The organism is Taishania pollutisoli (assembly GCF_014518315.1).
GTDB classification, from domain to species: domain Bacteria; phylum Bacteroidota; class Bacteroidia; order Flavobacteriales_D; family Crocinitomicaceae; genus Taishania; species Taishania pollutisoli.
Genome location: NZ_JACVEL010000021.1, coordinates 1 through 20,161, shown reverse-complemented (window position 1 = coordinate 20,161; position 20,161 = coordinate 1). Strand labels below are relative to the sequence as shown.

General features: G+C 33.6%; 19 protein-coding genes. 10 read left to right on the top strand and 9 right to left on the bottom strand.

All coding sequences use genetic code 11. From position 1 onward, the window contains the following. The first annotated feature begins 107 nt into the window (after positions 1-107). The 6 genes from H9Y05_RS15840 to H9Y05_RS15815 all read left to right on the top strand — a co-directional run bounded on the left by H9Y05_RS15840 (position 108) and on the right by H9Y05_RS15815 (position 7,339). Positions 108-662, top strand: a complete 555-nt coding sequence (locus H9Y05_RS15840) for a hypothetical protein (RefSeq protein WP_216714851.1) — start codon at positions 108-110, stop codon at positions 660-662. Positions 663-827: 165 nt separating this feature from the next. After that, the gene (locus H9Y05_RS15835) at positions 828-1,196 is read left to right on the top strand and encodes a hypothetical protein (RefSeq protein ID WP_216714850.1); all 369 of its coding nucleotides are present in this window, start codon (positions 828-830) and stop codon (positions 1,194-1,196) included. Positions 1,197-1,339: 143 nt separating this feature from the next. Further along, complete coding sequence (locus H9Y05_RS15830; RefSeq protein ID WP_216714849.1) at positions 1,340-3,232, top strand: hypothetical protein; 1,893 nt, start codon at positions 1,340-1,342, stop codon at positions 3,230-3,232. A gap of 6 nt (positions 3,233-3,238) precedes the next feature. Next, positions 3,239-4,342, top strand: a complete 1,104-nt coding sequence (locus tag H9Y05_RS15825; protein ID WP_216714848.1) for a phosphoribosyltransferase-like protein — start codon at positions 3,239-3,241, stop codon at positions 4,340-4,342. Next, the gene (locus H9Y05_RS15820; protein WP_216714847.1) at positions 4,335-6,218 is read left to right on the top strand and encodes an ORC-CDC6 family AAA ATPase; all 1,884 of its coding nucleotides are present in this window, start codon (positions 4,335-4,337) and stop codon (positions 6,216-6,218) included. Before H9Y05_RS15825 ends, H9Y05_RS15820 begins: the two co-directional genes overlap by 8 nt. Next, entirely contained in the window at positions 6,215-7,339 is a 1,125-nt protein-coding gene (locus tag H9Y05_RS15815; protein WP_216714846.1) for a hypothetical protein, read from the top strand. The genes H9Y05_RS15820 and H9Y05_RS15815 overlap by 4 nt, the downstream gene beginning before the upstream one ends. Here H9Y05_RS15815 and H9Y05_RS15810 read toward each other — a convergent pair whose 3' ends face one another. From H9Y05_RS15810 to H9Y05_RS15800, 3 genes are all read right to left on the bottom strand, one after another. Further along, the gene (locus tag H9Y05_RS15810) at positions 7,340-8,419 is read right to left on the bottom strand and encodes a PfkB family carbohydrate kinase (RefSeq protein WP_216714845.1); all 1,080 of its coding nucleotides are present in this window, start codon (positions 8,417-8,419) and stop codon (positions 7,340-7,342) included. A gap of 99 nt (positions 8,420-8,518) precedes the next feature. Further along, on the bottom strand, positions 8,519-9,295 hold the full coding sequence (locus H9Y05_RS15805) for a toxin-antitoxin system YwqK family antitoxin (protein ID WP_216714844.1): 777 nt from the start codon (positions 9,293-9,295) through the stop codon (positions 8,519-8,521). A 20-nt stretch (positions 9,296-9,315) separates the two neighbouring features. Further along, positions 9,316-9,771, bottom strand: a complete 456-nt coding sequence (locus H9Y05_RS15800) for a hypothetical protein (RefSeq protein ID WP_216714843.1) — start codon at positions 9,769-9,771, stop codon at positions 9,316-9,318. A 118-nt stretch (positions 9,772-9,889) separates the two neighbouring features. Between H9Y05_RS15800 and H9Y05_RS15795 the strand changes: the two genes are divergently transcribed. Both H9Y05_RS15795 and H9Y05_RS15790 read left to right on the top strand, forming a co-directional pair. Further along, entirely contained in the window at positions 9,890-10,156 is a 267-nt protein-coding gene (locus H9Y05_RS15795) for a helix-turn-helix transcriptional regulator (RefSeq protein WP_216714842.1), read from the top strand. A gap of 31 nt (positions 10,157-10,187) precedes the next feature. Then, positions 10,188-12,032, top strand: coding sequence for a hypothetical protein (locus H9Y05_RS15790; protein WP_216714841.1), 1,845 nt, complete (start codon positions 10,188-10,190; stop codon positions 12,030-12,032). Here H9Y05_RS15790 and H9Y05_RS15785 read toward each other — a convergent pair. The 6 genes from H9Y05_RS15785 to H9Y05_RS15760 all read right to left on the bottom strand — a co-directional run bounded on the left by H9Y05_RS15785 (position 11,986) and on the right by H9Y05_RS15760 (position 17,722). Continuing rightward, on the bottom strand, positions 11,986-12,759 hold the full coding sequence (locus H9Y05_RS15785; RefSeq protein WP_216714840.1) for a hypothetical protein: 774 nt from the start codon (positions 12,757-12,759) through the stop codon (positions 11,986-11,988). The two genes, H9Y05_RS15790 and H9Y05_RS15785, sit on opposite strands and share 47 nt — an antisense overlap. A 123-nt stretch (positions 12,760-12,882) precedes the next feature. Then, on the bottom strand, positions 12,883-13,386 hold the full coding sequence (locus tag H9Y05_RS15780; RefSeq protein ID WP_216714839.1) for a hypothetical protein: 504 nt from the start codon (positions 13,384-13,386) through the stop codon (positions 12,883-12,885). A 101-nt stretch (positions 13,387-13,487) separates the two neighbouring features. After that, on the bottom strand, positions 13,488-14,144 hold the full coding sequence (locus H9Y05_RS15775) for a TniQ family protein (protein WP_216714838.1): 657 nt from the start codon (positions 14,142-14,144) through the stop codon (positions 13,488-13,490). Positions 14,145-14,175: 31 nt separating this feature from the next. Then, complete coding sequence (locus H9Y05_RS15770) at positions 14,176-15,048, bottom strand: TniB family NTP-binding protein (RefSeq protein ID WP_216714837.1); 873 nt, start codon at positions 15,046-15,048, stop codon at positions 14,176-14,178. Beyond that, positions 15,045-16,955 carry a Mu transposase C-terminal domain-containing protein gene (locus tag H9Y05_RS15765; RefSeq protein WP_216714836.1) on the bottom strand — a complete coding sequence of 637 codons (1,911 nt, stop codon included), beginning with the start codon at positions 16,953-16,955 and terminating at the stop codon, positions 15,045-15,047. The genes H9Y05_RS15770 and H9Y05_RS15765 overlap by 4 nt, the downstream gene beginning before the upstream one ends. After that, positions 16,952-17,722, bottom strand: a complete 771-nt coding sequence (locus tag H9Y05_RS15760) for a TnsA endonuclease N-terminal domain-containing protein (protein ID WP_216714835.1) — start codon at positions 17,720-17,722, stop codon at positions 16,952-16,954. Before H9Y05_RS15760 ends, H9Y05_RS15765 begins: the two co-directional genes overlap by 4 nt. A 171-nt stretch (positions 17,723-17,893) precedes the next feature. Between H9Y05_RS15760 and H9Y05_RS15755 the strand changes: the two genes are divergently transcribed. Further along, complete coding sequence (locus H9Y05_RS15755; RefSeq protein WP_216714834.1) at positions 17,894-18,529, top strand: SanA/YdcF family protein; 636 nt, start codon at positions 17,894-17,896, stop codon at positions 18,527-18,529. Positions 18,530-18,717: 188 nt separating this feature from the next. Then, the gene (locus H9Y05_RS15750) at positions 18,718-20,073 is read left to right on the top strand and encodes a Kelch repeat-containing protein (protein ID WP_216714833.1); all 1,356 of its coding nucleotides are present in this window, start codon (positions 18,718-18,720) and stop codon (positions 20,071-20,073) included. Positions 20,074-20,161: the final 88 nt, after the last annotated feature.

Genomic DNA, 20,161 nt, shown 5'->3' with positions numbered 1-20,161 from the left:
TTGCTTTTTTCATTACTCTTAAAGATATTACTAAATTGTTTTATAAATTCAGTCCAACTCTTTAAGGGGCTAAGACAATAGACTTAGCGGGGAATGTTAGTATTGACATGGAATTGACTCTTCCAAAAACTGAAGTATTCCTATCATCTTTCAAAAATTTATATGATGAGAATTTTAAACCAAGAGATCCAAAATCTACAAAACTGGATATCAATAGATATTACATACCTGATATAGAGAAGATTGAAAATGGAATTGTGGGGAGCTTAATCTATAATTATGTTGTTCGACATATAATGAAGGGAGCAAAAACCGATCCTGAGTTTGATGATAAAATACAATATATAAAAGGAAGTAGGAAAGTCAATTTCACTCTCATTAATAAAAAAGATTTACTAATTCCAATTTATTTTATCTCAATAGAATTAAATGGTGAAACATATGCTTTAAAAGTAAATAATGAAAAAACCATTCAATTTTTAAATTTTGAAGATGCTGTAGAGTTTAAAAATTGGATATTGTATACAATAAAAAATATAAAAGAAAATGAAAATTTAATAATCTCTAATAATAATATAGCGTTTGCAAATAATAGCATTTCATCTAAAATTATACTTGAAAATATAGATAAAGTAGCAATAGAGATTGCAAATAACAGATAGCAACATTCTTTCTTAATCACCAAAAAACATATCTAAAATATGGATTACAAATTGACAACGTATGATATTTCTATTTATAATAATAGAGATAAACAAGAAGATTATAATGATTTTTTACCTAAAGAAGCTTGGGATTGGATTAACAAGAAGTAGTTAAAATTAAAGATGGAGCAAATATATTTAAATTCTAGAGAATTAAGAGATTTTATATCTACTCATGAGTTAATTGACAGATCTGGTAATATATTTTTTAATGCAGTTGTGAGTATTGATACGAAGAAAAATAAAATTAGAAATAAGTTAATCAATGTAATGATAACCCTTGATGGGTATGATAGTTTGGGGCAGATTAATCTCCTAGATAGTAAACTAGACCCATATTTATATCCGACAGTATTTGACGCTAAGTGGCAGATTATGAATCATATTAATGACCAATATCTTGAGATAAGGGGAAACCATCTCAAAAATGCTGATATTGGACAGTACTTAATTCAAATCCTTCCTTTAGAAAAGTTAAATAATCCTTCTTAGTATATAATAGAACAATTCAAATGAATACTGTCTATGTTTACCATATATTATGACTGTTATTTTTGAGTAATAAAACTTATATTAGTGCCCTATTAATTATTCTATTTTTGGCTATTAACTTAGTTGTATAATATATTTCACAGATGGGAAAACCTTTTAGTCAAGAACTAAAGAAAATTAAGGATACATATACTTGGGCCAGAAAAGTTCAAGTTGCCCCTCTTTTGCATAGTGTAAAAGAAAAAAATGTATGGGTAATCGGATCAGGTGGTTCTTCAAGTGCTTGCGAATTGTTGACCTTATTGCAGTTTCATCATGGTGGGATTGGTATTCCATTAACTCCATTGGAGCTACAGTATAAGAAAAATGCAGTAAATCAGCAGTCCAAGGCTGTTTTTATAAGTGCAAGTGGAAAGAATACAGATATACTTTTTGCTTTCGATACGTTTATTCAGCGTGACCCGGAAAGAGTTGTCAATATTTGCTTTAAGCCTGATTCTCCTCTGAAAAAAAATGCAGACAAGTACTCAGTGGCTGAAACAATTGAATTTGAAATTCCATCAGGGAAAGACGGTTTTTTAGCGACGAACTCATTGATAGCATACTTCACATTATTGCCGAGATTATACGGGCTCGAATCCCAGTCATTTAATGTTCAACCAAGTGATGAATTTCTAAAAAAAACCGAGGTGTTTGCAAATTCTTTATTCGAAGATTTCACAATAACAGTTCTTTATGCAGGATGGGGTAAACCGGCTGCAATTGATATTGAATCTAAATTTTCAGAAGCTGGTTTGGGAAATATACTCTTAGCTGATTACAGGAATTTTGGTCATGGGCGCCACAATTGGTTTGACAAAAAGAAAAAACAATCAGCAATTATTGCTATAGTAACTCCTGATGAAGAAGAATTGGCAAAAAAAACCATAAGCCTTTTGCCTCAAGAAATTCCGGTTCTATTTGTCAGAACTGAACAAAGTACATCCAACGCAAGTTTAGATTTATTAGTTCAATCATTTTATGTCGTTGAATCTTTTGGAAATAAATGTGGTATTGATCCTGGAAGACCTGGTGTTCCGGATTATGGAAGTAAGTTGTATAAGTTAAAATACTCAAAGTTATACCAAGAAAAAAAACAAGGATTAACAGATAAGGAATTGCATGCGATATCAAGGAAAATAGGAAATATTAGTTCGCTTACAGATAAGCAGGTTGAATTATGGAAAGGGTATTGTAGTCAATATAAAACGAAGCTGACTAAAACGTCCTTTAAGGGAGTAATTCTAGATTATGATGGTACAATTTGTTCTTCTGAAGAGCGGTTCTCAGGTCCAAGGAAAGATATTCAAGATAAACTCAATACATTTTTAAGAGCCGGTTTAATGGTTGCGCTTGTGACTGGCAGGGGCAAATCTGTAAAGGATGAGTTACGAAAATTCATTGAGAAAGAATATTGGAATAAGCTGGTTATTGGTTATTACAATGGTTCTCAAAAGGGTCTGTTAAGTGATGATAATTTACCGGTTCGGTCTTCTGATGAAGAAGATGTTCTAAAAAATATCTGTGATTTCTTGAAAAAGGAAATGCTGTTTTCTGGAACTATAAAGCCAGAATTGAGAAAGGGACAGCTTACGATTGAGATAGAAGGAAATGTGGATATCGAGAATGAAAAGAGGATAATGATTGATATGGTTAGGAATAATTATCCTTTTAAAGTCCAGGTATTGGAATCCAGTCATTCAATAGATATTATTCATCAAACAACTTCAAAGATATCCATTATACAATATTGTCAGGATTTACTAAATGATAGTAAAAATGAATTGAACTTCCTTTGCATCGGTGATCGTGGCAGATGGCCAGGGAATGACTATCAGTTGCTTGCAACATCATATTCTTTGAGTGTGGATCAAGTTTCAGCAGATCCCTACACATGTTGGAACTTCGCTGCAAATGGGAATCGGTATGTTGAAGCAACATTGGAATATTTTAACGCGATAACTATTCGTAATTCCTTATTCACTATTAAAATCTAACAATTCATGCGAATTCTACTAACCGAACGACTACTTGCTAGAATTATGGAATGGTCTCCTGAAAAGGTCTCAGAAGAGCGACCATTACTGCAAGCTTTAGCTGAATTTAAATACGACCAATACCAGCAATTTTCTCCTGGGATAAGATTTATAGAGTCTCTTGTCAAATGGTTGGAACAGTTTCCAACTATTGAAGAAAGAAAGGTGGCTTATGACTTTGTTAAAAGACGACTTATTTTTATATCGAATGATCAAATGACTCATTTAGTGAATATCACTTTTACGGATAAGATCAATCCTATTTTAATAGAGAAAACTGCTAAAATAAAACAGGTGGATGAGTTTCATATAAAGGAAATCATTTCTAGCCCTGAGTATAAGGAATCTTTGAGGAAAAGTCTGTTTATTGGTCTTAGTGATGGAGCCAGAATTGATCTTTTGAGAAGAAGTAAAAGATCAATTAGTAATGAGCAAGTTTTTCCTTCGTATCATATTTCTCCAAAGAAAGCTGAGGATATGATTTCGGAACTTTCTAAAGCTGGGTATAGTGGAAAGTTTAATTCTATCTTTTTGGTTGATGACTTTACTGCGAGTGGTAAAAGTTATTTTAGAAAAGAGAACAATGAATTTACTGGGAAAATATTCAAGTTTTTGCAAGATTTATTTCATGGTGAGAATCAGAGTCATCTTAGAGATCTTTTAGATATTTCAGACGGATTTACTGTTCATGTGATTTTTTACTTGGCAACGGAAAGTGCAATAAATACGATTAAAGAGGCGTTGACAGGCTTTGTGGAGAATCAAAGTGTAAAAATAAATAGTGATGTTCACGCTGTTCAATTGATTGAACAAAAAATAAGTGATGATGTTGTTGGAGAAACTGCATTTATTGATTTGATAGCAAGGTCAGAACATTTTGACAATAGTATTGTCGATAGTCACTATGAAAAAGGAGATTGTACAAACCCACACTTAGGATTTAATGGGTGTGCATTACCATTGATATTAAGTCATAATACACCTAATAATTCTCTTCCTATATTTTGGTTTGCGGAAGATTCAAAATGTGTAGGATTATTTCCTCGCGTAACAAGGCATAAAGATGAGTAGATTAAGGAATCCTTTTGTTATGAGAAATGCTGAGAAGATAGAATCTTCTGAGCAGTTTATTCGTCTGTATGATACTACTATACTAGATGCTTTGACTCAAAAATATGATGAAGGAAAACTCTGGGATAACATTATTTATATTCACAGTTCACCTGGGGCGGGTAAAACTTCTTTATTGAGGGTTTTTGAACCTGCATCTCTAAAGGCTTTAAGGGGGAATCGTTCCAATTACAAAGCCTTTTTTTCGAGGATGGAGCATTTGGGTACTGTAAGCAATGAAAGAATTAATCTTTTGGGGGTTTCATTGCAGTGTACTCGAAATTATGAAACGCTTGAGGAATTAAGTCTTTCAGATGGACATAAGACACGATATTTTTTCTCACTGCTTAACGCGAGAATTGTGATTGCAACCTTGAGGTCAATTCTACAACTTGAGAATTTGACCTTTCCTGAAGGACTTAATCGTATTAAGTATGAATATAAGGATGAGTCTAATTTTTTTCTACAAGAGTCTTTTGTAAATGGGAAACAGCTTTATGATTGGGCTTCTTCAATAGAACGTGGTGTTTATAAGGCCATTGATAGTTTTTTACCAGACTTGAATGATGTTCAGGGGCATGATGAATTATTTGCATTTTCTGTACTACAACCAGAACATTTTACGATTGATGGAGAAAGGGTTTTTAATCGGATTTTATTCATGCTTGATGATACTCATAAACTAACTCCTACGCAGAGAAAAAAGCTTGAAACTTATCTTCGTGAAAGAAGGGGGAATTTTAGTATATGGATCTCTGAAAGGTTAGAAGCTTTAGAACCGAAGGAAAACTTACGAACGACATATGGGAGAGACTACCTAGAAATAAATATAGAGACATACTGGCATGATAGACAAAAGAAGTTAAAAGAATCATTAATAAATATAGCTAATACTAGAGCTAATCTTTCAACTGAAGGATTGAGCTCATTTTCTGACTACATTGAATCAAATATTGATGAAGAAGATTTTAAGTTAGGGTTCAATAATGTAGTTGAGTCTACTTTAGAAAGAATAAAAAAGATGACAGAACATACAATCAAGTATGATGAGTGGAAAGATTATTTGTACGCAAGGTCGAAGAATAGTAGTCCTCTTGAGTTAGCTCATCTTTATAAAAAAGTAGAAATATTAATTACACGGTTAGTTAAGAAAGATCAATTATCACTTGAATTTCCACTTTCCGTAGAAGAATTACAAGCGAAATTAGATGGTAGCGATGTTACTCCTGCAGCAAAGTTATTTGTTGCGAAAGAGTCAGAGGTGCCATTCTATCACGGCTTGAGTACACTCGTTGATTTGTCTTCAAACAACTTTGAACAGTTTTTGAATTTCTCATCTGACTTATTTGAAGAAATGTTGTCAAACAAACTGTTAGGAGAACAGATTTCTTTAAGTCCTGAAAGACAGGAGAAAATTATTCAAAAAGTTGTTGAGAAAAAGTGGGATGATCTTCCTAAACAGATCCCTTATGCGAAGGATGTTGTAAAATTTTTGAGTGAATTTGGTGCTTTTGCTAAACAACAAACATATCAGCGAAATGCTCCTTATGGAGCTGGAATTAATGGCTTTACTGTTAAAGAAAAGAATACGGGGAAATTATTCATCGAAAACAAATGGTATGAAAATGAGGTGTATACTGTTCTGATTAATGTTATTTCAACTTGCATATCATATAATCTTTTAGAAGTTAGAAAAACAAAACAAGGAGAAAAGAATCAAGAATGGGGTGTTTATTATTTGAATCGTTGGCTGTGTGTGAAATTTGGACTTCCTCTTTCTTATGGAGGCTTCAGACATAAGAATGCTGATGAATTAACGAAATGGATTATAAAATGAGTAATAAGTGGGAATCCTATGCTAAAATAGGAGGTAATAAAGTTGGTGAATTCTTTACTGAATATTTTGGTAAACCGAATAAAAAGCTTCTTTATATTATGGGCAAGGGGTTTGACGTTCGTATGAACAGTCTTATTCAGGTGTTAATTAATTCTTGTTCAACAGTCAACGTAGAATGTCTTTTGGTGGATTATAATGAAAGTTCTGATTCGGCATCCAAACAGTACTCAAGTTTTGTTGATACTAATTTGACTGAATTAAAGACATTACTAGATAGTCGTTCTTTAATAAGGAAACCAATCGACCTTTTTAGTGGCTCTGCGGGAAAGAGAAAATGGATTGGTGATAGAACGATTAACGGTATTATTCCTGAAGATCTAAGTGAGGTTACTGATATAATAGTTGATATTGGAGCCTTGCAAAGGAGTGTTTATCCATCGCTTATTGGAACTCTATTAAGTTTAATTGAACAAAAACAATTAAATATCAATCTTTTTGTAGGTGTAACTGAAAATGCGCGAATTGATGCTTTGATTACTGAAGTTGGAACTGAACATGATTTAAAGTATCTCCATGGATTTGGGGGGAATATTGAAATTACATCTGAAGCTGAAACACCTATTATTTGGTTTCCGTTTTTAGGAGAAGGAAAAATGGAGCAACTTAAGAAAGCTCAGGATCAAATTATTAAACATACAAGACCTTATGAAATTTGTCCTGTATTGCCTTTCCCTTCAAAAGACTTAAGGCGTTCAGATGCTTTAATTATGGAGTATCATGAATGGTTGTTTGATGCAAGTCAAATTGCTTCAAAGGACATAATCTATGTTCCTGAGCAGAATCCGTTTGAGGCTTACATAAGATTAAATAATGCTATTCGGAATTATAATGAATCTTTAAAAACTCTTGGCGGATGTAAGGCAATAGTTTCTAATTTTTCAAGCAAGTTACTTTCGATTGGTTCGATTCTTTCTGCATATGAATTAAAAAATGATATTGGTGTTGGGCTTCTTAATGTTCCATCTGAAGGTTATAATATTCGTGATGAAAATGAAATGCAGGCTCTTAAATCTGAAAGCCAATCCTTTTTAATGTGGCTAACAGGAGATCCTTATAAATAATTATAAAATCATATCAAACTTAAAGTTTGAAATACTTGTCATCTCTGTATTTTGGTATTCATTAATACTTTCAATGTTTATTGATTGATTTAAAATTAATTCAGAAATATAGTTTTCTAACATGTTGGGAGTTAGGTTGTACATCATACCTCTTGCTCCAAAAAATATGCAATTGACAGCCCCCAACGCTTGTCCAAAATTTAATGCATTTTCAATCTCGTTTAATCCACTATCAAAGAAAGACTTTACTCCCTTATGTCCAAGTTTGCTAATGATTCCAGCAGTACACCAATCTCCTGCTCCAGCAGTATCAATTACACCTTCAATTAAAAATGGTGGAATTAACTTCCAAAGATTACTTTTGGATGCCTTTAATCGATATTTTAAACCATCTTTCCCAAGAGTTTGTATCTCCAAATCACACATTGGTTGAGGAAATTCAGTATCATAATTTGCAATTCGTTCATGAGAAAATTTTACAATGTTTGCGAGTGCTAAAGCTTCTTGAAAGGCCTTATCATTTTTCATTGAGGAGGGTTCGAAAACAATCAATGCTCCTTTTGATTTGTAATATTTTGCAAGGTTAAGTGCAGATCTGGAAATTCGATCAAAAAAGAAAACATTTGCAGTTGGTTCTTCATTTATAATTGAGTCTACTGCAGTCTTTAGAGTGGGTTTGTATTGAGGAAGCCAGACACCTGTTTCTGGGATTTTGAATTCAAATTTGTGTTTGGGATTTCCAAACTTGTCTTTCAAGATTCTATGGATTATTATCGGTGTACTCCCATCTGAAGTACAGGATATTAGAGATGTGTTTACATTGAATTTTTTAAAATCATTAAGCAAATTCTCACTTGCATTATTGTTACTAAGCCTAGCAATAGGGCTAGATTTCCAGCCAAGAAATGAAAGAATAGATAACACGTTACCGCAAGAACCACCAGCGCATAATTTTGCAGGTGTACTAGGGTTGCCATTTACTATGACATCTAGGGCAACAAGTCCTGATCCTAAACACACATTTAAAGTTGCTTCACCCACTTCCATTTTATCGGACAGGGTGTTATGTATTTTTTTCATACGGCATTATTGGTGAAGTCACAAATATAAGTATTTTTAATCATCGCACCAATTGATTATTTATAGTGAGTAATGTCATTCACCTCCCGATAAATTTACTTAATGTTGTTTAATCAACGTTTTAATATCTCCAGATCTGTTTCTCAAAACCAACTTATTCTTTTCAAATGATACAACATCCATAATGATCTCCTTTCGTTCGCCATCGGTGACATGGAATTTAGGCCCCATAAATAAGATTCCTTTGAGTTGGAGTGTTGCATTTTTTTGTACTCTAAACATTGGTTCATAAAATTCGGCCAAACCACCTTCGTCGAATACGTAGAAAATTTCTTTGCCATCATCCGTTTGCTGTATCCACTTCCCAATTAATTCTTTTGGTGTATGCAATTCATTGTAATGAAAGGTGGCTACCAATTTCCCTTTAGGGTCATAATGCTTCCAAACCTTTGTGGTAAGATTTGCTTTTGTATAACCTTCTACATTCAATTTGCCATTGGGATGATAATACAGTTGTTTACCTTCTAATCGTCCTTTTGAGTAATTCAATTGTCTAAGTACAATATCTTTAGACACAACCTTGCTAATACCGTCTTTCTCCCCATCTATGAAGTTATTGTATAAGATTGAATCAGGTTTCATGTACACCTTTTCTTCTCCATGCTGTATTCCATCTTTGAAATTACAAGTCCATCTAATAGTGCCATCATTATTCCATTCGGTGTACGTGCCATCTTTGACTTTTTGACCATTTTCGTCTAGGTAATATTCATAGCGTTTTAAGACGGTTCCGGTTGCTGGATTCGTGATTTCTTCAACTTCGTTTCCACAACTTAATAACACTAAGAATGAGCATGCATAGAGTAGTTTTTTCATGTTTTATAATTTAGATTTGATTACTTCTTTTTGAATATCAGATGATCTGTTTCCCCATCAGGTTTTATAATGGCCAAGGTGAGATTATCATCACTGAATGACAAGTAAAATTTTCTTCCTGCAGTAAACTGCTCAAAGGGAATTTGATCGTTAGAAACTCCTTGTTGGGTAAACTCAAAACCCGTTACAGAGCTATATTGAATCTTATATTGGTAATTGGAATTGTCATTATGAGATTTTTCAAAGACACTAAAATTGACAGACCGTGAATTCTCAACATTAGAAAACAATGTTGCTCCGGAAGCATTGATATTTATTTCATTGAAATCAATTGTAAATTCCTGATCCTGGTAAATGAGATAACTCTCCGGAGAAAAATAACTTCCTTCTTTCTCCTTCCATGCTTTGATCTCCTTTCGTTTTTGACAAGAGATAGACAAAAAGCAGATTATAGCTGTAAAAATGATACTTCTCATATGCTCTTTGGTGAATTGATACTTAATTGATTTTAGAACAAATATAATAAAAGACTATTATAATAGGCTAATTTTTAATGGGTGGTGTTTTAATAGGCTATTGTCTTCTTTTGATTCTATGAATAGAGAACAGAAGATTGAAGATTACCAAAGGGAGCAGATGAAAGAAATTGCTTCATCATTGAAACGATTAAGAACCGAAAAAGGGTACTCAAATTATGACCACCTATCGTATGATATAGGGATGGCGCGCTCGCAGTATGGTGCTTATGAGAATGGACAAAATATGACGCTAGCCACTCTAATAAAAATATTGAAGCACTTCAATATGACCATATTTGATTTTTTTGACTATATGAAAATGAATGATAAAGAAGGAAAGTAGCATCTTTAGAATAACTTAAAAATACTTCAAATTGAAAATTTCTGACCTTATAACACCTTTTCCAGACGATTTTGCATATCGGTTAGTTGATGTCCGAACTATACAAAGAAATGGCATACAATATGAAGTTGAACTTGTTTTTCAACGATTGAACAAAATTCAGAATGAAAGTTTTACGAAAAAAGATTTCAAAAAACTTGACTCGTTTTATGTGGGCAAATTGGAGGTCAAATCTTGCTTAATTAAATATATTCGACTTTTTGTTATTGGCAGTGTATGGCATAACGACACAAAAATCCCCGAAATTTCGTATCTAACCCACTATAAAATAAATGAGAGCCATTTTCTAAAGGGTGATCCGGAAAAAGGACTTATAGGAGACTTTTTTGATGATAAAGTACCAATAAAGTTCACTGACAGTGATAAAACACAGTATTTTAATTCACAAATAGTTTTGTACAATTTAAAAAGTCCTTTATTTCATCACAAAAAAGAAGGAGGAAAAATTCCTTTAAAAAATGAAAAACCTGAATGGGAAACAGATACCTTAACAACATTTCTTGCTTTTTATAGCTATGAGATATATCGTTATTTTTTTACTTGTTTCGGCATTTCTGATCTGAATGAAAGATTCCTGACAAGTAATCTAACTAATAATTTAGTTAGTGAAAATGAAATCTATAATCAAAGTCAAAGCGGTTATGATGAAGAAAAAAAGTCTTTTTTAATCTATCTGAAATCCAATAAAGATGCGATGAATACACCTTTAATTGGAAACATTGCTTCTAGTAACAGCTTTCGGACACAAATGATAAACTTTTCTAATCAGGTAAGTTTAAGTAACAATCCTTTTCAAGTTTTTGACAGTCTTCCTCTAAGTAAGTTTAAACAATTTTCATTTTTAGCAAAAAGAGTAAAGAAAAAAAATAGTGATGATTGGGGACTCCTTATCTTTAAAATCGAAGAGTGTAAAGGATATCAAGAATTTATTTATCAACCAATTATTCATGTTGCGGATAATACAAGTACATCTTCCGGTAATTCAGGTGGCAACAACTCCCAAGAAGATCCTAAACCAGGAGAGAATGATGGTTTCGAACCTGAAATTAAAAATGATTCTTCGGGGAATTCTAACGGTTCGAACCAAGCCACAGACAATAATTGGGAAAATTTATTAAGTCCTAATGACGATGTGGAAGTTACGGAACCGGAAATAAGGAAATATTATGGATCTGGAGGGTATAATCCAGTGGGAGGTGGTGCCCCACCTCCGGGAGACACCAAAACAAAGATCAAGGTTGATCCTCTGGATTATTTTAGCTTTTTCCCTGAGATTATTTTAAAAATAAAAGAGGGACTTAGTATTAAAGGATTTGAAAGTATGATTGCATATTTAGACCCTGAGAACATTCAGCAATTTATATCAAAGCCTGTTACTATAGATGATGAACATTGTAAATTTGGCTATAAAAATCAAAAGTTATATGTTGTTCAAGTAACTATTCAACACAGCATGGATCAAGCAAGTTATTTTTATCTTTTTGCTAAGCAACAAAAGGATTCCATTGGAAAACAAGGGAGAACATGGTTATATAGTCTTGATGATTTTAAGAGCGTTGAGAAAAATGAGAAAGAAGTAAAAAAATTGATGAATAATTACATTTATAAAACTGAAAAATCCAATTACGAAAGAAAAGAACCAGATCATAAGTTTAATCACTTAACGTCAGAAGAGGATTTTGAAAAAGGATATATCACAACGGATTCTGAAATCGCAAAAGCAAATCATGTCGAAAAAATAGTCAATAAAATTATTAAGTCACTTGAAACTAAATCTTCCCGTACCTCCTCGTCGCACGAACAAAGTGATAAATAAAGAAACCATTAAGGGCACGCATCCAAAATTCTGTAAATAACCCCATTCCTGTATTAATATAGTCTGGTGTTTTGTGAATAGGGTTGAGCAAGGTGAAGTATTCTCCTAGACCATTCTTGAAGTTTTCTATTTCACAAGAAAAACTCCATTGGAAAATACACATAAACAGAATAAAGTGTATGAAAAAGAGCCATATTATTGGTAACCACCAGTTTTGGCCAAAATCTGAGACCCAACGATCAAAAAATACCAAAACTCGATTTTGCAATGAGGTCGATTTGGTAAATCGTATATCTTTCCAATACAATCGCATTTCCAGACGATGAAATTCCATTGCATCAATGTGATTTTGCATGGAAGTCGCAGCTGATTTTAACTGTCGGTATACTTCACGGTCATTACGCAGTAGTTTTATGTTTTCTCTTACTTCTTGCTTATCATCTCTGTTATAAATCACTTGGTCAAACTGTAAATCGAAGCAGGAAAATTTTGTGTCAGGAATCCAATCGATATTTGCATATTTTAGGCTACTTAAATCTGAATTTTCAATCTGAAGTTTTTTTTGAAAACTGACATTGTTCCAATAAATATTTTTGAACGTAGAATCGAGGAAAGAAGTATTTTCTATTTCGGCATTATTTATTTGTACCACGCCACTTTGACTTAAAACAGATGTGAATTTAAGATTTTGAATTTTTACTCCGTCAAAAAGCAGAGCACCTTTCATATTATCTGAGATAATTTGTAAGTCTGTAATACAAGTTAGTACTTCATTCCGATCTTCATAATCAGAAGAGAAATCAATAGACTCGAAATTATTACTGATTATGTTGATTTTTTCAAAATTCCCTTAGCAAGAGAGGTTCTTAACGTCGTTTATCTGAAGTTTTTTTACTACTTTTTTGGCATTAATTATAATTGATCCAACTTCTGGATTGTTCAATTTTATACACTTACATTCTGACAATGTATTATTGATGTCAAAGCTAGGAGTCTTTAGCTGTTCTGAATGAATGCAATCATTTGTTTTACAATTGATCGAGATAGAATCAACTACTTCTAATTTGTAAAGATCTATTTTTTCAATGTTACAGTCATCAATTAATAATTTAGCAAAAGACGACCGGAGAACATTTAATCTATTGATAGTGGTGTTTCGAAACTCAATTAAGAGATGGCTATTAAAATTGTCAATGGTAAAACTATTTTTAAAATTACAGTTAGTAAATTCAAGGTAGTTAAATCTATGTGTTTCAAATTGACTGAAATCTATTGATACATACTTATCAAATGTAAACCCCATTAACAAGCCATCATTATCTATTAAAAGTTGATAAAATTCTTTTGTATTCATGTATTAAGGTTTCTTCTATTAAATTTTCAAAAAATGATTCTTCAGATAAGAATAACTGTCCTTTTCATCAATAATACAAAGCTCAATTTATAAATAACCCGTTATCTCTTGTCTTTATACAAAAGTATTGATTTAGTATCAAAAGATACCTTATTGAACATCATATACTCTAAATATCTGTCGTTTATAGGAATTTCACTATATGCTCGGTTTATTTTGCTCATTTTTTCAATCATCAGAGCATCCATTGGAACATGGGGAGCTTTCCTGTAATCATATCTGCAGTTCCAGCATGTAAATATTGGATTGATATCTGAATGTACAGGATATTGGATGTCAGATTTTAAAGGGGATATCGGAGATAAACAATCTGGACAAGAATCTTGTAGTTTGCACTGACAATCAACGCATCCGGTAAAAAGGACTAATTTCCATTTTAATTGGTAGTATCCTTTTGTTGTTAAGCATTCCGGGCAATATTGTGTATATGAATTAAGTGTTGAACTACCTTTCTTATTGGGGAATATAATCCATTCCGATCTGCCAGACTTCCATTTGAAATCCGGAACTTTAGCTGCAACATTTTGTGGTAGTTCTGACCTTTTTTGCAGAATATTCTTCAGTACAGTTAAGTCGGTATCAATGTCAATTGCTCTTTTTAATAGAGCATTCAAATTGTAAAAATGCAGTAAATCGCTTACAGTATTATGGTGGCTTCTAGCTAACCTGATCAACCATGAAGTTGGACTTTCATCCATCCCCGGATATATTAAATGAGGTAAAATCATTCTAGTGAAACATCACAGGAGAATTATCGAAAGGAGAAGTGTAATTCAATTTTTTCAGTAATTGAGGGGTAATCTTTTCAATCCCTGATTCAATCGCTTCTATTGCCGCAAGTCGAGAAATTTTTACGACCTCTCCTAATATACCATTACTCATCCTGAATAACTCTTTGGAAATAGATTCTTCGGCCAGATTACTTTCTTTTTCTAAAGGAAGGATTTTCTCAATTGTCATTAACAACCGTATAAAATCACTATCATATTTCCAACGTGGAATAATCATTTTATCAAATCGAGTATCCAGTTGTTTTTCCGCTTTCAGGGCAAAGCTTGCTTCATTTGTTCCCAATGCGACAATTGAAATGTAAGCTGTATTGGAAATGTACTTTAGTAAATTAAGGAACTCTCTTTGTTTTGCCGGACTTCCGGATAAAATATGATGGACTTCATCCAGAATCAAAACACGAGTATCCATATCCTTCAACGCATTGATGACCGTCTTTTGTAAGTATTCAGCTTTGGTTGTTTTTCTATATGGGAGATTCAACTGATCTAGTATTTCATAATACAACCTTTTTTCATTTGGAATATGCGGACATTGAACCATAATTACGGGCCTGGTGACAACTTCAAACATGCAACCAGATTCCTTTTCCTCGATCGTTCTTAAATACGGAGGATGGGAATTTAAAAACTTCCTTGCGATAGTCGTTTTGCCATTGTTTGATTCTCCCATTATTAATACGTTTTGCATCCTTGATGATTTGTGAAACCTAAAAAGGAGCTCCAGCGATTTTAAAATTTCGGTGGATCTTGTATAACCAATCCATCTTTCTTTTAAAACTTCATCTATTCGGGTATCTTGATTGTTTGTCATATTTCGTTTTCAAAGTCAAAGGGTTCAAGGTTACTGATGTCAATTTCACTTGTAGAAAAATTGCTTTCTTTTCTGATATCGGAATTCTTTATAGATTTCAATGAATTTCCAAATTCTTCCACTTTTCTTTTCCGTTCTTTTCTCTTTGCTTCATTCTTTACTTTTTTCTTCGTTAAAGTCGCTTCTTCCTCAATTTTTTTCATTCTGTTATATGCATCAAAAATTAAATCTTCTGTCATCTGAGAGGAAGGATTTAATTCTGCTGCCGTTTTTAATGCTTTTCGATATTCCCAGATGCTAATAGGTGGTCTTCGCATATCTGCATATGTGATTTCAACGTAGCGTGCCTCTTGTTCGTCATAGAAGTATATTTTACTAATATCTCTTGGATCTCTTTTGAAAATATGCGACTTGGATCGTTTGTTTTTGTAAAATCGATCATTAGCACTCCATGCTTTTTCATATAGATAATTACGGAATATATCAGAGTAGTAATGTATATGATCAATTACAACTCCGGTTCTCTGAATCGTTCTTTCAATTATAGGTAAGAAATCTAAACGAACTTTATCCGGGTGGAATTTCATCAATGGCAGACCAATACCATCTTTTCTTTTTGATCCAAATACTCCTTCTTTGTAACATTGCAAAGGTGTCATATTAATTGTACTATGTACAGTATTATGATAAACATCTACAATTTGTATGTGTAACCATTTTTCAAGCTCAGAGAGTGTCATTACAGCTTGTGCTTCTGAATTATAATTACCTCTGTATTTAATACTTTCAAAGGTTGTTCCGGGAAGTGTGTGGATTTTTTTACTAAAAGTGCCCAACAAACGCTCAATATGGGCTCCATATCTTGCCTTACCTCTGGGGCGCCAATTAATGTTGAATCCGTATTCTTGAGCCGCACGTAGAATCATTTTTCCTTTAAATTCTTTTGCATTGTCCATGTGGACATTTTTCATTACTCCCCAAAAAGGCCATTCCGATTTCAATTCATATTTGGCACATATATCTTCTTTTGGAAGAATTGCATTAGATAGACAAATTCCGGCACCAAGAGCACCAGGAGGATCGAGTGAAATATAAAGACCTGCAACCATTCTGCTATATACATCAATTGCTAGCGTAATTAATGGTCTGCCGATAGGTTCCCGTTCATCTTCACTTACAACAATTATATCAAGAACGGTGTGGTCAATTTGAATAATATCCAGAGGATTTTTTGCTTCAGTGTAGGTTCCGGGTACCGGACTAATTTTTTGATCTACATCTATATATCCCAACCTTTTTACTAGAGCTTTTTCTTTATCTAAATTTTGAAGCCGGTTATAAATAGTATTTTGGTGTGGGGGAGTGACACCTGCATTTTTGCATCGTCTGATAATTTCAATTGCGGTTTCCTTTTTTGTTAATCGCTGTTTGTTTAGGTAAACTTCTTCAATAGCATCAACCGTTATTTTTTCAACCTCTTCATTCAACCTGCTTTTTCCTTTCCCACCATCTCTCTTTATTGGAATCAAGGATGATATTAATCCAGTTGCCTGATAATTTTTTAACCAGCGATATATCGTAACATATCCAACATTGTGTTTTTCAGATAACTCCCTTACCAATACTGATTTGTTGACTTCCAAATTCATTTCTTTTTCAGCGGTTATTAAGGGAAGAATAATTGAATACTTCCGATTGGCTTCTACCCAGTCTTCATCTGAAATTGAATCAATATATTTTTGATTAACAGTTAATTTTTCCGAAAAATCAAGATTCCGAATCTCTTCAATGAATAATTCTCCGGTAGATTCATCTTTAATGATAACCTTCTTGAAATCAACAAACTTTTGTATTGTCACTCTTTGATCTTGATAAGAGCATTCCGTTCCAAGTACTATATTTTTCATTCTTCTTGAGGATTAAAATTTAGACGTTCTGAAATCCAAATTTCAGAATTCATTGATATTCTTTCATTAACAATATCACAACCGATATCTTCCATCTTTATAGCATACCATAGTGCGTATAGACATCTTCCTTTGAGGTTAAATTCAGCATCCTGTATTGTCAACATAAATTCATATGGAGTTGTATCACCGAGGTCACTGATTGTTCTAATAACCATTTCATAACACGCTCCGTCAAGTTCATTATAATTATACCGGCTTAGAAAATTGATGTTTTCTAAAAAAGGCGTCCGGATATAATGTTCTGTAAAGATTTTAAACTCCCATCTCTCCTGTACACAGTAATTCTGAGCCGCACGGAATTTAGGCTTGTATTTTCCAAATTGACTTCGTAAATCCGAACGGTATTTAACTTCACATAGCCAAGGAGTTTGAGAATTATCACTAAACGTAACGAGAAAATCAGGGGTATATGTTCTTGTTTTTCCATTATGATAATATTCTATTGTAACCGGTTGCTCTTGGTACATTGATACACTTGGTATGTTTTCCAATATTAGTGCGAAATCTCGCTCTAAAGCTGACTCAAACCAAACCCCTTTACCGTTCTTTTGGGACGGTATTATTCCTGATAACGATCGACTTTTTTCAATTATTCGTCTTTTTCTCACGGGATCAAATTCTTCTATAAATCTATACTTTTCTTTTTTCATATCAAAATGTAATTTAGTTTCACTAACTTTTGTATTTTTGATGTTTTGTTTCATTAACTTCTGTTATTTGTTTCACTTACTATTATGATTTTATAATTTTAAATAGTTGATTTTGTATCATTTACTTCTGTATCTGACAATAGTGTTTGAATGGTTTTTTTAATTTTTTTACAGAAAAATATACCTAAGACGACTGATTTCATGTATTTTTAAAATCAAAAACGAATGAAAAAACGGTTGTTTAAATATGGTGTCATTCTACTGTTGCTAATCATTGGGTTTACTGTTTTTTGTAACTGGAAAATCGCAGGTGATACAAAAGCATATGTATTTGATCGGATTTCGGATGTTCCGCAGCAGAAAGTAGGAGTATTATTGGGAACAAGCAAATTACTGAAAAACGGGAATAGTAATCAGTACTTTACTAACCGGATAGAAGCAGCAGTTCAGTTATTTGAGCAAGATAAAATTCAATACATTATTGTAAGCGGCGACAATAGTAGTAAAGAATACAATGAACCGGAAGACATGAAAATTGCTTTGGTGGAGAGAGGGATTCCGGAGAACCGCATTATTTTGGATTACGCAGGGTTCCGGACGTTTGATTCTGTTATACGTGCCAAAGAAATATTCGGACAAACGAAATATGTGATTATTTCTCAAAAATTCCATAACCAACGAGCCGTGTACATTGCAAGAAAAAATGGAATTGAAGCATATGGATTCAATGCTGAAGATGTAAAAAATTATGGCGGATTTAAAACAAAAGTACGCGAAATATTTGCCCGAAATAAAGTGTTCATTGACCAGTTAATTGGCCAAAAGCCAAAGTTTTTAGGTGAAAAAATTGAAATCAGGTAATCTGAAAAAAAAAGCAAAATATCTTCTTTTACGGCATGTTAGAGTTGTTCATTTTGAAATAAAATTAACCAGCCTTTTATGTCTTTTTTTTGATCTCCAGTTTGTATTTTAAATACATTTGATCATGAAACTGATGGAATAACGGAGAACGGATAAGAACGTTGATTCCCCAATTAACCATATGACTTATGAAAATAAACAGCATTACTACTGCCGCCATTTTGTGGCTGTTTACGGCACAAACGGGATTTTCTCAATGGAGTACGGTTTGTGCAACCGGAAATGGTTTTGTTACCAATTTTGAAGTATTTAATAATGAATTGTATGCAACCGGATTTTTTACATCCCTGTGCGGTTCGCCATTCAACCACCTGGCAAAATTCGACGGAACTTCCTGGACTGCAATCGGAATAGGACACCCGACTGCCGGACATCAACTAAAAGCAATTGACAATGAACTATACTTTGTGGCATATCAACCGGCCCTTGATTCAAATTGGGTATATCAATGGGACGGAACAGGTATGAATAAAGTGGGAGAAGGTGTCTATCTCACAACTGCGGTTACAGGTTTTTCACAAACCGCTAATTTGTACGGACTTTTAAAATACGACGGCAATATCATTGCATGTGGTGAATTTGACCGGGTAGGTACTAAAACAATTTCCGGGATTATGCAATGGGACGGTACGGAGTGGAGTGGACTGGGAAGCGGTTTATCCGGCTCCTTAGGTGGAGCTCCTATCATGTATCCGCATGATATGTGCATGTTTGGAACGGATTTGGTGGTCGGCGGAAATTTTCTGCAGGCAGGTGGAATAACTGTAAACGGGATTGCCAGATGGGACGGGACGCAATGGCAAAGCCTGGGAGACGGATTTAACGGAACGGTCTATGGTGTCTGTGAATTTAATGGTGAGTTATATGCATCAGGAGGATTTACAATGAGTGGAAGCACTCCGCTGAAAAATATTGCTAAATGGGATGGAAGTGCCTGGGTGGACCCAGGGTTTCGTATGTATTATCAAAATCCGGGATATTACTCATTTGGCCACACATTAAAAGCAATGAATGGTAAGCTATATGTTTCCGGAGGATTTGACCGGGTTGAGATGGGGACAACAATTCACCAGTGTCAGGGAATCTATGTATATGACGGAACGGCTGTAGATACCTTGTCAGGAGGAACGGCAGGTAAAGAAATCGAAGGAGTTGCATTGTACAATGGAGAATTATATGCTGGAGGCGGAATGAATAATTCCAATAGCTTTATTGCGAAATACAACAGCACGGTAGGACTTGAAAGTCAGGAAAAAGAACAACTTACAGTGCGTCCTAATCCCTCTGCAGACGGAGTTTTCCTGTTAACCGCCGATGAACGGATCAACAAAATCGTTGTTGTGAATAACGTGGGACAGTTGATTAAGACAGCAGAGCCCGGTGAAAAGGAATATCAATTAAAGCTAACCGAGTCCGGATTGTATCATGTGATGATTCACCTGGGGACAACAACAGTACATCAATCAGTTAGTGTGACTAAGTAATCAAAACAAATTGACCAGTCCTAAAAATAGTTGACAGGTTAATAAAGCAAAACTACATTAAAGTCTCGAGTTTCTGAAACTCGAGACT

What these genes read in the sequence shown, in the direction of transcription:
- H9Y05_RS15840 (WP_216714851.1), top strand. Translation starts at nt 108, where the DNA reads ATGGAATTGACTCTTCCAAAAACTGAAGTATTCCTATCATCTTTCAAA.
- H9Y05_RS15835 (WP_216714850.1), top strand. Translation starts at nt 828, where the DNA reads ATGGAGCAAATATATTTAAATTCTAGAGAATTAAGAGATTTTATATCT.
- H9Y05_RS15830 (WP_216714849.1), top strand. Translation starts at nt 1,340, where the DNA reads ATGGGAAAACCTTTTAGTCAAGAACTAAAGAAAATTAAGGATACATAT.
- H9Y05_RS15825 (WP_216714848.1), top strand. Translation starts at nt 3,239, where the DNA reads ATGCGAATTCTACTAACCGAACGACTACTTGCTAGAATTATGGAATGG.
- H9Y05_RS15820 (WP_216714847.1), top strand. Translation starts at nt 4,335, where the DNA reads ATGAGTAGATTAAGGAATCCTTTTGTTATGAGAAATGCTGAGAAGATA.
- H9Y05_RS15815 (WP_216714846.1), top strand. Translation starts at nt 6,215, where the DNA reads ATGAGTAATAAGTGGGAATCCTATGCTAAAATAGGAGGTAATAAAGTT.
- H9Y05_RS15810 (WP_216714845.1), bottom strand. Translation starts at nt 8,419, where the DNA reads ATGAAAAAAATACATAACACCCTGTCCGATAAAATGGAAGTGGGTGAA.
- H9Y05_RS15805 (WP_216714844.1), bottom strand. Translation starts at nt 9,295, where the DNA reads ATGAAAAAACTACTCTATGCATGCTCATTCTTAGTGTTATTAAGTTGT.
- H9Y05_RS15800 (WP_216714843.1), bottom strand. Translation starts at nt 9,771, where the DNA reads ATGAGAAGTATCATTTTTACAGCTATAATCTGCTTTTTGTCTATCTCT.
- H9Y05_RS15795 (WP_216714842.1), top strand. Translation starts at nt 9,890, where the DNA reads ATGAATAGAGAACAGAAGATTGAAGATTACCAAAGGGAGCAGATGAAA.
- H9Y05_RS15785 (WP_216714840.1), bottom strand. Translation starts at nt 12,759, where the DNA reads ATGAAAGGTGCTCTGCTTTTTGACGGAGTAAAAATTCAAAATCTTAAA.
- H9Y05_RS15780 (WP_216714839.1), bottom strand. Translation starts at nt 13,386, where the DNA reads ATGAATACAAAAGAATTTTATCAACTTTTAATAGATAATGATGGCTTG.
- H9Y05_RS15775 (WP_216714838.1), bottom strand. Translation starts at nt 14,144, where the DNA reads ATGGATGAAAGTCCAACTTCATGGTTGATCAGGTTAGCTAGAAGCCAC.
- H9Y05_RS15770 (WP_216714837.1), bottom strand. Translation starts at nt 15,048, where the DNA reads ATGACAAACAATCAAGATACCCGAATAGATGAAGTTTTAAAAGAAAGA.
- H9Y05_RS15765 (WP_216714836.1), bottom strand. Translation starts at nt 16,955, where the DNA reads ATGAAAAATATAGTACTTGGAACGGAATGCTCTTATCAAGATCAAAGA.
- H9Y05_RS15760 (WP_216714835.1), bottom strand. Translation starts at nt 17,722, where the DNA reads ATGAAACAAAACATCAAAAATACAAAAGTTAGTGAAACTAAATTACAT.
- H9Y05_RS15755 (WP_216714834.1), top strand. Translation starts at nt 17,894, where the DNA reads ATGAAAAAACGGTTGTTTAAATATGGTGTCATTCTACTGTTGCTAATC.
- H9Y05_RS15750 (WP_216714833.1), top strand. Translation starts at nt 18,718, where the DNA reads ATGAAAATAAACAGCATTACTACTGCCGCCATTTTGTGGCTGTTTACG.